At 36.2% G+C, this 13,591-nt stretch carries 18 protein-coding genes; 8 read left to right on the plus strand and 10 right to left on the minus strand.

What is annotated here, in order from left to right:
• Positions 1-2: 2 nt before the first annotated feature.
• The gene (gene mlaE, locus HSM_RS08175) at positions 3-788 is read right to left on the minus strand and encodes a lipid asymmetry maintenance ABC transporter permease subunit MlaE (protein ID WP_012340725.1); all 786 of its coding nucleotides are present in this window, start codon (positions 786-788) and stop codon (positions 3-5) included.
• Entirely contained in the window at positions 785-1,579 is a 795-nt protein-coding gene (mlaF, locus tag HSM_RS08180; protein ID WP_011609328.1) for a phospholipid ABC transporter ATP-binding protein MlaF, read from the minus strand. Before mlaF ends, mlaE begins: the two co-directional genes overlap by 4 nt.
• Positions 1,580-1,798: 219 nt before the next feature.
• Here mlaF and lptC point away from each other — a divergent pair, with 219 nt between their 5' ends.
• The 5 genes from lptC to rapZ are packed head-to-tail and all read left to right on the plus strand — an operon-like array spanning position 1,799 to position 5,039.
• On the plus strand, positions 1,799-2,374 hold the full coding sequence (gene lptC, locus HSM_RS08185) for an LPS export ABC transporter periplasmic protein LptC (protein ID WP_012340726.1): 576 nt from the start codon (positions 1,799-1,801) through the stop codon (positions 2,372-2,374).
• Positions 2,355-2,873 carry a lipopolysaccharide transport periplasmic protein LptA gene (gene lptA, locus HSM_RS08190; protein ID WP_012340727.1) on the plus strand — a complete coding sequence of 173 codons (519 nt, stop codon included), beginning with the start codon at positions 2,355-2,357 and terminating at the stop codon, positions 2,871-2,873. Before lptC ends, lptA begins: the two co-directional genes overlap by 20 nt.
• Positions 2,874-2,887: 14 nt before the next feature.
• Positions 2,888-3,613 carry an LPS export ABC transporter ATP-binding protein gene (gene lptB, locus HSM_RS08195; protein WP_012340728.1) on the plus strand — a complete coding sequence of 242 codons (726 nt, stop codon included), beginning with the start codon at positions 2,888-2,890 and terminating at the stop codon, positions 3,611-3,613.
• A 2-nt stretch (positions 3,614-3,615) separates the two neighbouring features.
• On the plus strand, positions 3,616-4,176 hold the full coding sequence (locus HSM_RS08200) for a PTS sugar transporter subunit IIA (RefSeq protein ID WP_012340729.1): 561 nt from the start codon (positions 3,616-3,618) through the stop codon (positions 4,174-4,176).
• A 2-nt stretch (positions 4,177-4,178) separates the two neighbouring features.
• Entirely contained in the window at positions 4,179-5,039 is an 861-nt protein-coding gene (rapZ, locus tag HSM_RS08205) for an RNase adapter RapZ (RefSeq protein WP_011609333.1), read from the plus strand.
• Positions 5,040-5,074: 35 nt separating this feature from the next.
• On the opposite strand, the gene metG is transcribed toward rapZ, so the two are convergent.
• On the minus strand, positions 5,075-7,126 hold the full coding sequence (metG, locus tag HSM_RS08210) for a methionine--tRNA ligase (RefSeq protein WP_012340730.1): 2,052 nt from the start codon (positions 7,124-7,126) through the stop codon (positions 5,075-5,077).
• 140 nt (positions 7,127-7,266) lie between these two features.
• Here metG and apbC point away from each other — a divergent pair, with 140 nt between their 5' ends.
• Positions 7,267-8,388 (plus strand): iron-sulfur cluster carrier protein ApbC, encoded by a 1,122-nt coding sequence (apbC, locus tag HSM_RS08215; RefSeq protein WP_012340731.1) that lies wholly within the window; start codon positions 7,267-7,269, stop codon positions 8,386-8,388.
• Here apbC and HSM_RS11305 read toward each other — a convergent pair.
• The 7 genes from HSM_RS11305 to HSM_RS08245 form a co-directional block, all read right to left on the minus strand.
• Positions 8,372-8,608: a recombinase family protein gene (locus HSM_RS11305; RefSeq protein ID WP_080514392.1), complete on the minus strand. Its 237-nt coding sequence runs from the start codon at positions 8,606-8,608 to the stop codon at positions 8,372-8,374. The two genes, apbC and HSM_RS11305, sit on opposite strands and share 17 nt — an antisense overlap.
• A 220-nt stretch (positions 8,609-8,828) precedes the next feature.
• Positions 8,829-9,134: a YafQ family addiction module toxin gene (locus tag HSM_RS08220; RefSeq protein WP_012340732.1), complete on the minus strand. Its 306-nt coding sequence runs from the start codon at positions 9,132-9,134 to the stop codon at positions 8,829-8,831.
• Between the two features lie 3 nt (positions 9,135-9,137).
• On the minus strand, positions 9,138-9,428 hold the full coding sequence (locus HSM_RS08225; RefSeq protein ID WP_012340733.1) for a type II toxin-antitoxin system RelB/DinJ family antitoxin: 291 nt from the start codon (positions 9,426-9,428) through the stop codon (positions 9,138-9,140).
• A 171-nt stretch (positions 9,429-9,599) separates the two neighbouring features.
• The gene (locus tag HSM_RS08230; protein ID WP_011608732.1) at positions 9,600-10,148 is read right to left on the minus strand and encodes a TorD/DmsD family molecular chaperone; all 549 of its coding nucleotides are present in this window, start codon (positions 10,146-10,148) and stop codon (positions 9,600-9,602) included.
• 11 nt (positions 10,149-10,159) lie between these two features.
• Complete coding sequence (locus HSM_RS08235) at positions 10,160-10,780, minus strand: NAD(P)H-dependent oxidoreductase (RefSeq protein ID WP_011608731.1); 621 nt, start codon at positions 10,778-10,780, stop codon at positions 10,160-10,162.
• Positions 10,781-10,789: 9 nt separating this feature from the next.
• Positions 10,790-11,233, minus strand: a complete 444-nt coding sequence (locus HSM_RS08240) for an NfeD family protein (protein ID WP_012340735.1) — start codon at positions 11,231-11,233, stop codon at positions 10,790-10,792.
• Positions 11,234-11,279: 46 nt separating this feature from the next.
• Positions 11,280-12,200, minus strand: a complete 921-nt coding sequence (locus tag HSM_RS08245) for an SPFH domain-containing protein (protein WP_011608729.1) — start codon at positions 12,198-12,200, stop codon at positions 11,280-11,282.
• A 282-nt stretch (positions 12,201-12,482) separates the two neighbouring features.
• Here HSM_RS08245 and aroQ point away from each other — a divergent pair, with 282 nt between their 5' ends.
• Both aroQ and accB read left to right on the plus strand, forming a co-directional pair.
• The gene (gene aroQ / locus HSM_RS08250) at positions 12,483-12,935 is read left to right on the plus strand and encodes a type II 3-dehydroquinate dehydratase (protein ID WP_011608728.1); all 453 of its coding nucleotides are present in this window, start codon (positions 12,483-12,485) and stop codon (positions 12,933-12,935) included.
• 188 nt (positions 12,936-13,123) lie between these two features.
• Positions 13,124-13,585, plus strand: coding sequence for an acetyl-CoA carboxylase biotin carboxyl carrier protein (accB, locus tag HSM_RS08255; protein WP_012340736.1), 462 nt, complete (start codon positions 13,124-13,126; stop codon positions 13,583-13,585).
• The last annotated feature ends 6 nt before the right edge of the window (positions 13,586-13,591 follow it).

Raw genomic sequence — 13,591 nt, forward strand, 5'->3', positions numbered from 1 at the left:
ATTTATGAACCTGCACCAAACATCAACGCTGTTAGTACAAAATCCAATCCTAAAACAACAAGAGAAGCATGCACCACCGTTTTCGTTGTCGCTTTACTAATTCCCTCTGATGTCGGGATACAATCATAGCCGTTGAATAATGCAATCCAAACAACAGCGATGGCAAAACATAAACTCTTAATACAACCGTTTAATAAATCATATCCCCAGCTAACGGAGTTTTGCATCACAGACCAAAAACTCCCTGCATCCACACCTTTCCAATCCACACCGACTAAAGAACCGCCCCAAATACCGATTGCGGTAAAAATAACGGCAAGAATGGGCATAGAAATCACACCTGCCCAAAAACGAGGTGAAATAACTCGACGCAAAGGATCAACTGCCATCATTTCTAAGCTGGATAACTGCTCTGTTGCTTTCATTAAACCTATTTCAGCCGTAAGAGCTGAGCCGGCTCGACCAGCGAATAAAAGTGCGGTTACAACAGGGCCTAATTCTCGTAACAATGATAATGCAACTAATTGTCCAAGACTTGTTTCTGCGGAAAAATCCACTAACACCACATACCCTTGCAACCCCAACACCATGCCAATAAATAAACCCGATAACATGATGATTAACAAAGATTGTACACCTAATACATAAAGTTGTTTAATAAGTAAGGGGAAATGCTTCCTCATCTGTTGTTTCCCAACCAATGCACCAAAAAGCATAAAACCGGCTCGCCCTAAAGAACGACAAAAATCCATTCCCCATCTACCTAAAGATGAAATAACTCGGATCATGAAAACAACTCCTGTACATAGTCTTGTGCAGGAAAATGAAAATGAACAGGTCCATCTTCCTTACCTTGAATAAATTGCACAACTTGCGGATCTCGGCTTTGTAAAAGTTGCTCCGCACTTCCTTCAGCGATCACTCTTTTATCTGCAATAATATACGCATAATCCGCAATACTTAATACTTCCTGCACATCATGAGAAACCACAATTGAAGTTAATCGCAACGCTTCATTTAAACGTTTAATTAAGCTAATAATCACTCCCATACTAATGGGATCTTGCCCTGCAAAAGGCTCATCGTACATGATTAACTCCGGATCAAGTGCAATGGTGCGAGCTAATGCGGCTCGTCTTGCCATACCGCCTGACAATTCCGACGGCATTAAATTTGCCGCACCACGCAACCCCACAGCTTCCAATTTCATCAACACAATTTGACGAATAAGTTTTTCCGGTAAATGTGTATGCTCTCGAATAGGAAAAGCGACATTATCAAAAGTTGATAAATCGGTAAATAATGCGCCAGACTGAAATAACATTCCTATGCGTTGACGAACTCGATATAACTCACTATTGGACATTTTACAAATATCTTGCTCATCAAACAAAATTTCGCCTTTTTCAGGTTGAAGTTGTCCTCCAATCAGTTTTAGCAACGTGGTTTTACCAATGCCTGACGGTCCCATAATTGCAGTAATTTTGCCTTGCTGTACCTGCAAATTGAGATTGTCATAAATAATTCGATTACCTCGCTTAAAAGTTAGGTTTCTGACTTCTATTAAAGGTCTTGTCATAGTTTCTTCATTACTCTACTTATATTTGTACAAAATGAGATCGGATATTCCACGAATTTCCGGTCATTGTCAAATTAAATTATGATGATTTTCAACCGCACAATCCAAACGAGATGTCTAAGTTAACACCCCAGACTTTAATAGATTATTACATGCTTTTTTAAAAACTATGCTATGATTACGCAATTTTTGTCAAACACAAAACAATATAAGGATTTTATGCATATTCGCTGGAATATTATTTTATCGGTGATAGCTCTTGTTTTACTCGCTTGGTTTTATACTTTACAGCCAAATGATAATGAACTCAGTCAGCTTATAAAGTCAAGTACACAGCCGGAATACATAGGAGAAAAGATGTCAACCTCTGTTTTTTCGCCAACAGGAAAAAAACAATATTTAGCGACAGCAGATAAAATTGAACACTACAATGAGGATAGACGCACAGAATTTCACCAACCACTGGTCTATTTATTTGATATTGATGATGAAAAATTCGGTAAGCAAAGTTGGAAATTAAGTGCTAAAAAAGCTAAATTAACAAAAAATAATATGCTTTATCTTGATGGTAACGTTATTGCAGAAACTTTATTGGATAATGCTAAATTACAACGAGTTATGACTGAAAGTGCGGTAGTAAATTTAACTACTCAAGACATCACCTCTGACACGATGGTTACTATAAAAGGTCAAAATTTCAGCTCCACCGGCTTAAAACTGACCGGAAATTTACAACAACAAATTGCAACCTTAAAAGAACAGGTAAAAACCCATTATGAAATCAACAACAAATAAGTATTTATTAATTACCGCACTTATGATGACTTCAATATCAGCTTTAGCCCTAAAAGATGATACAAATCAACCGATAGATATCGTATCTGACCATCAATCCCTTGATATGGAAAACTCTGTGGTAACTTTTACAAATAACGTAGTCATTAAACAAGGGTCAATTTTAATTAAAGCGAATAAAGTCGTTATTACTCGCCCAACAGAAAAATCCAATAAAAAAGAAACTGTTGAGGCTTTCGGTAATCCGGTTCTCTTTAATCAATTACTTGATAATGGAAAACCTGTTCAGGGCAAGGCGAATAAAATCCACTATGATCTCAGTGCCGAATTTTTAACTTTAATGGGTAATGCGGAATTAAAGCAACTGGATAGCAAAATTAACGGTGAAAAGATCACCTATGATGTCAAGAAACAACAACTCAAAGCAAATGGAGCCGGAACATCCAGAGTAAAAACAGTATTAATTCCGACTCAATTCAATAATCAACACAAGAAATAACCGGGTAAATTAGTATGTCTATACTGCATGCAGAACATCTCGCTAAAAGCTATAAAAACCGTCAAGTGGTTTCTGATGTAAGTTTAACAGTGAACTCTAATGAAATTGTAGGTTTACTGGGACCGAATGGTGCGGGAAAAACCACAACATTTTATATGATCGTCGGTTTAATACGCCATGATCAAGGAAAAATTCACATTGATAACGAAGATATCAGTTTGTTGCCTATGCACAAACGAGCACAGCGAGGAATGGGTTATCTGCCACAAGAAGCCTCTATTTTCCGACGATTGAGTGTTTATGAAAATTTAATGGCAGTCTTGGAAATTCGTAAAGATTTAAATATGCAACAACGCCGTACTCGAGCTGATGAGCTGATTGAAGAATTTAATATCGGTCATATCTGTGATAATTTGGGACAATCTTTATCGGGCGGTGAACGTCGTCGTGTAGAAATTGCACGTGCCTTAGCTGCAAACCCTAAATTTATTTTATTGGATGAACCTTTTGCCGGTGTTGATCCCATTTCCGTAATTGATATAAAGAAAATTATCCAAGATTTACGCAATCGTGGATTGGGTGTGTTAATCACTGATCATAATGTGCGAGAAACACTGGACGTTTGTGAACGAGCTTACATTGTCAGCTCAGGAAAAATGATAGCAACGGGTACGCCTGCTGAAGTCATGAATAACGAACAAGTTAAACAAGTTTATCTTGGTAAAGAATTTAAATTGTAATTATGCTTAAATTTACTGAATTACTCTCTCCTGAAAATATCCGTCAAGGGTTAACTTGTACAAGCAAAAAAAGAGCTTTTGAAATCATATCCAGCTTAATTGCTAAACAACTTTCAGAACAAATTGATGGCTTAGAAGCAGATGAAGTTAGTCTTCAGGAAAAAGAAACTCTTTGTACCGATTCTTTACTCAACCGAGAAAAATTAGGCAACTCCAGTTTGGGAAACGGTATGGCTATGCCTAAAGGAAGATTACCCCTAGGTAATACACCTATCGCAGTTTTCTTACAACTGAGTGCACCTTTAAAATATGATGCACTTGATCATCGTGAAGTCGATCTTATTTTTGCCTTATTATCCCCGACAGAACATTGTTCCAATCTCGTTCAAGAATTGCCCCATTTAGTAGAGCGTTTAAAAGACAAATCTCTAATTAAACAATTAAGAAACGCACAAAGTGCGGAGGAAATTTGGCAAATTTTTCAATTTTCAGATAGACAGGCGGAAACATTACCAACTACTGAACAACACCATACTGAAACAAAATATCCCGAGGAAGAATAAAAATGGAGATTATCATTATTAGTGGACGCTCAGGTGCAGGAAAGTCCGTAGCATTGCGAGCATTGGAAGATATTGGCTATTATTGTGTTGATAATCTCACGATGGATTTAGTTCCTCAACTTGTTGATATGTTGGAAAACAAACAGCATTTAGTAGCAATCAGTTTAGATATTCGTAACTTACCTCAAGAACCTGAAACATTGGATCACATCTTAAATTTGCTGCAAGAAAAATATCCGGTAAAAATTATTTTCTTGGATACGGATAGAAATACCTTAATTCGCCGTTATAGCGACTCTCGTCGTTTACATCCGTTATCGGTCCAAAATCTGTCTCTTGAAGCGGCAATTGCTGCAGAAAAAGAGCATCTTGAACCTTTAGTACAACATGCCAATGTAATTATTGATACCACACCGCTTTCTCCCCATGAACTTGCTGAACGTTTACGTGAATTTTTGCGTGGCAATACGGAAAAAGAATTACAAATTATTGTCGAATCTTTTGGATTTAAATATGGTATTCCTTTAGATGCTGATTATGTTTTTGATGTACGTTTTTTACCAAATCCACATTGGAATCAGGAATTACGCCCAATGACAGGATTAGAAAAACCAGTTATCGAATTTATGCAAAAACATATTGAAGTTGACAACTTTATTTATCAGACACGTAACTATATTGAAAACTGGTTGCCAATGTTAGAAAAAAATAACCGCAGTTATTTAACCATTGCAATTGGTTGTACAGGCGGTAAACATCGTTCTGTTTATATCGCTCAACAAATTGGTGAATATTTCCGAGCGAAGGGAAAGAAAGTGCAAATCCAACATAAATCATTGGAAAAACATACACAAAATAAATAACCCCAAACTTAAATTCGGGGTTATTTTGTCAGTAATTATTTAACTCGTTGTCCCGCTTTTGCACCTGCATCAACATCAAGTAAATATAAATCCGCACCACCGTTGCCTGCGCTTAAAATCATACCTTCAGACATTCCAAACTTCATTTTTCTTGGTGCTAAGTTTGCGACCATAATCACAAAACGCCCCTCCAAATCTTCCGGCTTACCATACGCCGCTTTAATTCCGGAAAATACTTGACGAGTTTCATTGCCTATATCCAGTATAAATTTCAGCAACTTATTACTTTCTGGCACGGCTTCACATTTCAAAACTTTCGCTACCCGTAAATCCACTTTGCAAAAATCATCGATAGTAATGCTTTCTTCAATTGGCTCAAACTCGGAAAATGCTTTATTTTCTACCGCACTTTTCCCTGCGGTTTGGTTAGCTTTCGCATTTTCTATTTTTGAAGCCTCGATCATTTCTTCAATTTTTTTCATATCTAAGCGTGAAAATAGAGGTTTAAACGGTGCAATTTGATGATCTAACAAAGGGCTTGCTACATTTTCCCAAGTCAATTGCGTATTTAAAAATGCTTCTGCACGTGCTGCTAGATTTGGTAGGACAGGTTTCAAGTAACCTATTAATACACGGAATAATTCAATCCCCATTGAACACACTTGTTGTAGTTCATCTGTGCGACTTTCGTCTTTGGCAATAACCCAAGGTGCTTTTTCATCAACATATTTATTGGCTTTATCAGTAAGTGCCATAATTTCACGAATCGCTTTTCCAAACTCACGATTTTCATAGTAGTCGGCAATTAACTCTGACTGTGCAATAAATTCATCGAACAACATTTTATCATCTAATTTATTCGCCAATTTCCCGTCAAAACGTTTTTGAATAAAACTTGCATTTCTTGAAGCTAGATTAACTAATTTATTCACCAAATCCGTATTTACACGCTGTACAAAATCGTCCAAATTTAAATCCAAATCATCGATACGGCTGCCTAATTTAGCAGCATAGTAATAACGTAAGCATTCAGGATCTAAATATTTCAAGTAAGTGGCGGCTTGAATAAACGTCCCTCGAGATTTTGACATTTTCTCACCGTTGACAGTAACGTAGCCATGTACGAAAATATTATTCGGTTTGCGTAAACTGGCTCCATCCAACATCGCCGGCCAAAATAAACTGTGGAAATACATAATGTCTTTACCAATAAAATGATAAAGCTCAGCATGGCTCTCTTTGCTCCAGAAACTATCAAAATCAATACCGCTCTTTTTACCACAGAGATTTTTAAACGATGCCATATAACCAATCGGTGCATCTAACCATACATAAAAATATTTATTGTCAGTATTAGGAATTTTAAAGCCAAAATAAGGTGCATCACGAGAAATATCCCATTGTTGTAATCCAGCCTCAAACCATTCCTGCATTTTATTTGCGACTTCTTGTTGTAAAGACCCTGAACGTATCCATTCTGTTAACATTGCCCCAAAAGCAGGTAAATCAAAGAAAAAATGTTCACTTTCTTTTAATACCGGCGTTGCACCTGATACTGTTGAACGTGGTGAAATAAGTTCTATCGGGCTATAAGTTGCAGAACAAACTTCACAGTTATCGCCATATTGATCTTCCGCCTTACATTTCGGGCAAGTTCCTTTCACAAAACGATCAGGCAAAAACATCGCTTTTTCAGGATCGAAAAGCTGAGAAATAGTACGAGTTTTAATAAAACCATTTTGCGTTAATTTGTGATAAATTGCTTCAACTAACTCTCTATTTTCATCACTGTGAGTGGAATGATAATTATCAAAACTAATGTTAAAACCATTAAAATCAGCCATATGTTTTTGTTGCACATCTGCAATTAATTGCTCAGGTTTTACGCCCATTTGATCTGCTTTAAGCATGATTGGTGTACCATGAGCATCATCTGCACAAACAAAATAAATTTCATTACCACGCATTCGTTGGAAGCGAACCCAAATATCCGCTTGAATATGTTCTAACATATGACCTAAATGAATAGGTCCGTTTGCATAGGGTAAGGCACAAGTAACTAAAATTTGACGTGAATTCGTTGACATTAATTTAACCTTTAAATATGAAAATTTTGTTGTTCATCTTACCTTATTAGTGGTATTTTTTCCAGCTCTCGATACTTTACAATCGTAGTTATGCTATGATGACCGTAGCAATTTAACTTGTTTCTTTAGGAAAAAAGAATATGACAATCCATTTTTCACATAACCTCTCTGAATCACAAAAACAACAGTTACAAGAATGTTTCCGACAATTTAGTCATACTACTTTACAAAAAGATTTAATTAGCTTAGGTGCGGTCAAAAAAATCGAACTTGGCGGCAATATGTTACGCATAGAGTTAGTGATGCCCTTTGCGTGGAACACCGGTTTTGCACAATTAAAGACCGCACTTAGCGATAAATTAGAAGCAATCACACGAGCAACAGAAATCAAATGGTTACTTAGCTATCAAATTGCCACTCTAAAACGAGCAAATAACCTGCCTGCTGTAAAAGGTATTAAAAATATTATTGCGGTAAGTTCCGGCAAAGGCGGGGTAGGAAAATCAACAATCTCCGTCAATCTTGCACTGGCATTACAAACTCAGGGAGCAAAAGTAGGTATCTTAGATGCAGATATTTACGGACCTTCCATACCGCATATGCTAGGCGTTAGTCAGAACCGCCCTACTTCTCCGGATAATCAACATATCGATCCAATTCAGGCACATGGCTTAGCTGCCAGTTCCATCGGTTTTTTAATGGAGCCGGACAGTGCCACAATTTGGCGTGGCCCAATGGCAAGTAGTGCTTTAAGCCAGTTATTACAAGAAACACTTTGGGCAAATCATGGTGAATTGGATTATTTGGTGATTGATATGCCTCCCGGAACCGGTGATATTCAATTAACGTTATCACAAAAAATTCCTGTTACCGGTGCTATCGTCGTAACTACTCCACAAGATATTGCATTACTTGATGCAATCAAAGGAATTTCAATGTTCCAAAGTGTACAAGTTCCCGTTCTTGGTATTGTTGAAAATATGTCTGTTCATATTTGTAGTCAATGTGGTCATCATGAAACGATTTTCGGAACAGGCGGGGCTAAAAAAATGGCACAAAAATATCAAATTAAACTCTTGGCTCAACTACCGTTACATATTCAATTACGTGAAGATATGGATAACGGTATACCAACTGTCATTTCTGCTCCAGAAAGCGAAATATCGCAATCTTTCTTACAATTAGCAGAAAAAGTAGCTTCTGAACTTTATTGGCAAGGTGAAATTATTCCCGGAGAAATTTTATTCAAAGAAGTAAATTAATATCCAAGAAATTTCTAGCGTCGGGTTTGTCCTCTCTTGTTCGGGCTATGATAGCATTTCTCTCTAATTCAGCAAGGACGCTTAATAGTTGAGTTAATGCTATAGAAAGAGGGGTATTCCGTGCTGTTGTATCGAACATTCCGTCTAGTGTTTTAAAGTCGATTTTTCTATCGTGAAATTCAGTTATAACACCTATAACTTGTAATGCACCCTGACCTATCTAGGCTAGCAACAACATCCCCCCTCTCGGATATAATTCAGTAATTCTAGCCTTTCTGCATTATTTTCCCTAGTTCCCTGAATTTTGCAGCCTGCTTTTTTAATTGGTTTATTTGGTCTTTTAAGTCCTGCTTATGAGTTGATACTCCAGCAAATCCAACAAGAGCTATTTTTACCTCTATTCAAAAGTTACATAATAAAAACAAATATATTGATTACTTCTATTTTGAAGCTGTTTGCGAGTAGGTATTTAAACGAGAAAATTTCAACGCATCAAATTCATCGTGTATAACGTATTGGTAAATCAGCACCAAATCCCCTTGAATATGGCAATCTCGATAACCTTTCCATTCTCCAACTAATGTGTGATCTTGATAGCTTTCAGGCAATGGCAAGCGGTTTAACAAGCAGTGCATTGCTGTAATATATTTCGTTCCTACTAGCACATTTGGGTAACGTTTTGCCAAATCAGTCAAATCTCTAGCAAATTGTTTAGAGTAACTGACCTTTAATTGTTTACCAGACATTAGTTACCCGTTAAGAATGCGTTTTGTAAACTCTTCGACAGAATAATTTTCTCCAGCTTCAATAAAAAAGCTCTCTGCATTACCGCTATCTAATTCGTCCATAGCTGCTAAGGTTTCTTTATTTGGGCGAAGATAATTCAAATCAACAGGGATAGAGCGAGTCTTGGCAATTTGAGCCAAAAACATATTAAATACTTGTGATGGTGTAAGACCATATTGTTCAATGACCTGATAGGCTTCGGATTTAGTTTGCTCAACTGTTCTAAAGCTGATAGACGCATTTGTAAGTGCCATAAGTTTTCTCCATAGTATTACATTGAAAGACTATTATAGTAAGAATGAAGTTAAAAATCTACATTTTTAATGAGATTAGGGATTTTCATTTTTAATTGCTATTCAAAAGTTTTCAATGTATATTTTTGAATATAGTCAAAAATAAAAACGGAGCGTTACGCCCCGTTTAATTTATTTTTCACTTTCTTCCAATTCGTCTGCCATCGCTGATAAAATTTCTCTAGAAAGCAAAACTAAAGCACGATAAAAGGGTAAATTTGCATGCTTTTCTACTTGGTTAAAAAACTGACTAGCACAAGGTAACAAAAAAATTTCAAATAGTTCTCGCTGGGCTTGAATGGAATTTAAATTATCTTCAATCCAAGAGGCAGTTAAAAAAACCAACGCAAAATGATCCGCACTTTCTACCACTGGGCATCCTCGCTCTTGTCTAAACGAAGAAAATTCATCCGGATTAATTCCATAATCAGAGATTTTCATTGAAATAAGTGGCGTATCAGTCATAAATAAACGCTGATATTCTATTTCCAGTGCGTTTAAATCCATTGGTATTTGCAAACTATCTAACGCCTCTTTACTTTGTTTATCTGTTTCCAAACACCAAACCTGTTCCAAACCTTTTTGTTGTAACCAAGAAAATACGTCTGTCATTATAGGATCTGTCGGTTGACGATAAAATAAATTACCGAACAATCGGCTTATTAAGGAAAAATTATTCATTTGAGCTACAATCACGCAATACCTTCCTTTTGTAACGCTAAAAGAGCGGTGAGATTTTTCACTGTTTTTTCTCTTACTTCTTGCAAGATATGTTGCTTAGCTTGTTCATCTAAAATGTGAATATCACCGAAAAAACTATGATCAATATCAGTAACTCCACAATAATTAAACAGACCATCAACTAAGCAATTTTGTAATGATTGTGCAAATCCACGTTCTTGATATTTCTGTAAATTATTACCCATAGTAATAAATTGTTGTATTTTTTTACCATGTAAAAGCCCCTCTGAAACACCATTTTCCGTTTTGTAGGCAACCCCATGGCTTAAAATACGATCTAAATAGCCTTTTAAGATTGCAGGAAATCCCATCCACCACAATGGATAAATAAGTGTAATAAGATCAGATTGATCGATTAATTCTTGTTCATAACGAATTTCTGCCGGTGTGATTTTTTGTTGTGCTGCCTGTAATTCTTCCCAAGATAAAATTGGATTGAAATCAAGAGCATACAAATCCCTAACTCGTGTTTCAACCCCCAGTTTTTGACCCGTCTTTACAGTTTGCTCTAATATTGCTTGGTTAAAACTCGTCTGATTATTAGGATGAGTAAAAATAATTAAGTGTTTCATTTCTTTCTCTTATTTTTTTTGAACGATCAACGTAATTCCATTCACAGCTTGAACTTCAATAATATCCCCTTGTTGCAACCCTTTACCTTGAATACGCCAAGTGGTATCGCCAAAAACACCTCGACCAATGCCATTTTCGGCTATCACTTCAACCTTACCTAGACATCCCAACATGGCGTGATCTCGCCGGTTTAAAGAAGAATTTGCCTGATCTTTTTCATCTTTAGTATGTTGATATTTCCACCATGCGACACTCAACACTATTGCTAAGATGCCATAAATAACGCACTGTATAGTCAGAGATAAATCAATAATGATGGTGATCATTGAAACAATAATAGCGGCTAAACCCCACCATAATAAAAAAACGCCTGGAACAATTATCTCTGCAATCAATAATAAAAAACCTAAAATCAGCCAATGCCAAAATGTCCAAGCGTCAAACCATTCCATTTTACATGTTTCCTCTCAATAGAGGACGCCTAAGCGTCCATTGATATTACTGTTTATTGCCTTTTAACAATTCAGCAATGCCTGCAACAGAACCAATTAAATTTCCGGCTTCAAGTGGCATAAGTACAATCTTACTATTATTTGCACTACCAATCTCTTTTAATGCTTCAGTGTATTTTTGAGCAATAAAGTAATTGATTGCTTTAGTATCTCCACTTGAAATTGCGTCTGACACCATTTGTGTTGCTTTCGCCTCGGCTTCAGCAGCCCGTTCACGAGCTTCAGCCTGTAAAAACGCTTCTTGACGTTCACCTTCAGCTTTTAAAATTCGAGACTGTTTTTCACCCTCGGCACGTAAAATTTCAGCTTGACGCACACCTTCAGCCTCTAAAATATCAGCACGTTTATTACGTTCAGCTTTCATTTGTGCATTCATCGCTGCAATCAGCTCTTGCGGTGGACGAACATCACGAATCTCAATACGTGTTACTTTAATTCCCCAAGGATTCGTTGCTTCATCTACAATAGCTAATAAACGGCTGTTGATATTATCACGTTGAGAAAGCATTTCGTCTAATTCCATAGAACCTAATACCGTACGAATATTTGTCATGGTTAAATTAATGATGGCTTGTTCAAGGTGATTGACTTCATAAGCTGCACAACGAGCATCAATAACTTGCACAAAACAAACCGCATCGATAGACACATTAGCATTATCTTTAGAAATAACTTCTTGCGATGGAATATCTAAGACTTGCTCCATCATATTAATACGACGACCGACACGATCCACGAAAGGTACGACAAAATTCAATCCCGGTGTTAAAGTGCGGATATAACGCCCGAAGCGTTCTATTGTCCAATGATAGCCTTGAGGAACGGTTTTTAAAGTTGAATATAAAATAAATACAATTAATAAAATAAAAATAATCGTAGCAATTGGTAACCCATCAAATAGTTCCATTTCATACTCCTTGCAAAATAAAACAAACACAATATAAAAATACTACCAGCATATAGTAGCTTATTTTAGTTTATTTATCTAACTAAAGTGCGGTCTGACCAAGAATATAAGATACTTATTTTTTAGTTAAATTCGTGACAATTTTAGTTAATTATTTCTTTATTTGACTTTTATTACCACTTAATCCGGTCTGTTTCATTGGTTTGACCACAACCATCACTACGTTTTTATAAAAAGCAGTATACGGTATAATAGTTTATCCATCATAAAAAGGTAAATACCATGTCTAGATATGCAAAAATTTTATTGTTAAACGGTCCTAACTTAAATATGTTAGGAAAACGTGAGCCTACACATTATGGCAATCTCTCTTTAGAAGATATTGAACAACGCATGCAAGAATTAGCTCAACAACATCAACTTGAGCTAAGTTGCTTTCAAGCAAATAGTGAAGAAAAATTAATAGATAAAATTCACCAAAGCTTTCATCTAATCGATTTTATTATTATCAATCCTGCGGCTTATACTCATACCAGTGTTGCATTACGTGATGCTTTGCTATCAGTATCTATTCCTTTTGTAGAAGTTCACTTATCCAATATCCATAGACGAGAACCTTTTCGTCACCACTCTTATCTTAGTGATATTGCCGAAGGTGTTATTTGCGGATTAGGTGCTCAAGGTTATGAATTTGCATTACAATATGCCTCGAACTATCTAAAGAAAATAAAATAATTTGCATAAATTTTACCGAATTTCACAGAAATTTATCGCAAAAATTTATTTTTTCAGGTAATCTCTCGGGCGAAATAATTCATTTTAAATTAACCGCACTTTTTTATCCTCAATTTTGTCTAAATTGGGGATTTTAATGGCGATTTATTTATGAACAGTATTAATTTTAGTTATTTTAGGAAATCATTATGGACGTTCGTAAAATTAAAAAACTTATCGAATTAGTTGAAGAATCAGGCATTATGGAGCTTGAAATTTCTGAAGGAGAAGAGACCATTCGCATTAATCGTGGCTCCCCTGTTTCCAATCCTATTCAATATAATGTTCCTGTTACAGCACCTACACCAGTAGTTGCTCCGCCTACAGTGTCGGAAGCAACCGGTACGCCAGTAACACAAGTAAATGAAGAACCGTCAGGTCATATTATTCGCTCACCAATGGTCGGTACTTTCTATCGTAGCCCAAGCCCAGAAGCCAAAGCTTTTATTGAAATAGGACAACATGTCAAAGTTGGTGATACACTTTGTATTGTCGAGGCTATGAAAATGATGAATAAAATTGAAGCTGATAAAGCGGGAATCATCAAAGCAATTTTAGTCAATGATGGCGAACCTGTTGAATTTGATGAATCTCTGATTGTAATCGAATAATTATTT

The organism is Histophilus somni 2336, assembly GCF_000019405.1.
Classification (GTDB): Bacteria; Pseudomonadota; Gammaproteobacteria; order Enterobacterales; family Pasteurellaceae; genus Histophilus; species Histophilus somni.